This window comes from Mesorhizobium sp. M4A.F.Ca.ET.050.02.1.1 (genome assembly GCF_003997725.1).
Taxonomy (GTDB): domain Bacteria; phylum Pseudomonadota; class Alphaproteobacteria; order Rhizobiales; family Rhizobiaceae; genus Mesorhizobium.
In genome coordinates, this window is record NZ_RZSG01001017.1 from 1 (window position 1) to 1,854 (window position 1,854).

Annotated in this window: 2 protein-coding genes; both read right to left on the reverse strand. The window is 65.1% G+C overall.

All coding sequences use genetic code 11. The annotated features are described in order from the left end of the window. Window positions 1-742 (reverse strand): alpha/beta hydrolase (locus EOA33_RS34420; protein WP_145989474.1); only part of this gene is annotated, 742 nt, incomplete at its 3' end. A 237-nt stretch (window positions 743-979) separates the two neighbouring features. Then, window positions 980-1,854 (reverse strand): lytic transglycosylase domain-containing protein (locus EOA33_RS34425; protein WP_145989475.1); only part of this gene is annotated, 875 nt, incomplete at its 5' end.

The window sequence follows — 1,854 nt, forward strand, 5'->3', positions numbered from 1 at the left end:
TTGCTGCTGACAGCAGCTTGGAGTTTGCGCCACGTATGGCAAGCAGCGGCAACGCCGTGAGCGCCTCGAATTGCGGCCACAGATCGGGCAGCGGCTTGCTGAAGTCGAGACTGGCCAGCGTATCGACCAGCCTTGGGTCGAAATCCGACACCAGCCCGGCGTCGGTCTCGTGATAGAGCGCCGACACCATTCGCTCCCAATCCGCTTCGGTCAGTGCCGGAAAGTCTGCGCCATGCACGCCGCGCTGGGCACTGAGTGCCTCGGTAAACGTCCTCGGCTTCGGTGCGCCGTCGAGATAGGAGCGTATATGGGCGAGGCCGGGCGCCTCGATCACCGGGCCGATGTCATTCAGAACGACGGCCTTCAGCACCGCCGGCGCGATCGCGCCGAGGACATGGATGATCAGCCCGCCGCGCGAGGTGCCGATGAAACCGGCGTCCTCGATGTCCAGTGCCGCCAGCCCGGCCAGGACATCGCCGGCCTCGACGCCGACAGTGTAATGGCTGATATCAGGGTCATAGGCCGATTGCCCGCGCCCGCGATAGTCGAAGGCGACAACCTTGCGCTCGGTCTGGCTCGACAGGCGCAGTGCCAATTCGTGGAAGTCGCGCGCGTTGCGGGTGAGGCCGGGCAGGCAGACGACAGGCCAACGACCCGAATTGATTTCGCCATAGATGCGGGCGTGAAGCCGGAGCCCATCCGGCGCGTCATAGAAAAAGTCGGAGAAACCTTCGCCTGGCATGCGGACACGTCCCTCGCCATTGCCGATTCGTCTGCGAGTGCTACAGGCGAGGGCAGGGGCGGTCAAATCGGTGAGGCTCCTCCTTCTCACCTTGTGGAGAAGGTGGCCGAGCGAAGCTCGGTCGGATGAGGGGTGCTCCAGCTTGGCGACGGCGGCGATCCGTCCAACACCCCTCAACCGTCTCGGCGCTACGCGCCGAGCCACCTTCTCCCACAGGGGGAGAAGGGGAAAAACGGCTCAACTCCGCCCATTCACCAGATCTCCGACGATGTCGTACTTCCCGGAAATACGCATCTTGTAGACCTCGTAATTCTCCATCACGCGCTGCACGTAGCTTCTTGTTTCCGTGTAGGGAATCCGCTCGATCCAGTCGACGACGGCATCCGTGTCCTTGCCGCGCGGGTCGCCGTATTTGGCCACCCATTGGGCGGCGCGGTTGGGACCCGCATTGTAGCCGGCAAAAGTCAGCACGTAGGAGCCGCTGAAGCGGTCGAGTTGCTCGCCGAGGAAAGCGGCGCCCAGCGTCGCATTATAGCCGGCGTCGCTTGTCAGCCGCGTCTGCGAGAACGTCAGCCCGGCCTTCTTCGCCAATTGCCTGGCCGTGCCCGGCATCAATTGCAGCAGCCCGCGCGCGCCGGCGCTGGAGATGGCGCCGACATTGAACTCGCTTTCCTGGCGCGCGATCGCATAGGCCAGCGCCTTGCCGGATCCGGAAATGTCGGCGGTGTCGGGGATGACGCCAAGCGGGTGCGACAGCGCGCCGACATCGATGCCGCGCGCGACGGCGATCTTGCCGACCTTCAGCGCCATGAAATGGTTGCCCTGCTTCTCGGCGAGCACCGCAAGCAGCGCCAGCTCGCCGGGGCTGGTCAACTGCCCGGCAAGATCGCGATAGAGCGTCTCGGCATAGCGGTCATAGCCCGCCTCCTGCAGCCGCTTGATGGCGCTGACCGCCTCGCGGCCGGCAAAATTCTGCCGGTCGGCGGCACTTGGCTGCGGATAGGCGATGTTGAGAGTCCGCAAGCCCACGCGCTCGCCGGCGAGCTGGCCGTAGAAAGTGGTGCCATAGGCAGCCGCGCGGGTGAAATACGCCTTCGCGTCGCCGGGCCCGC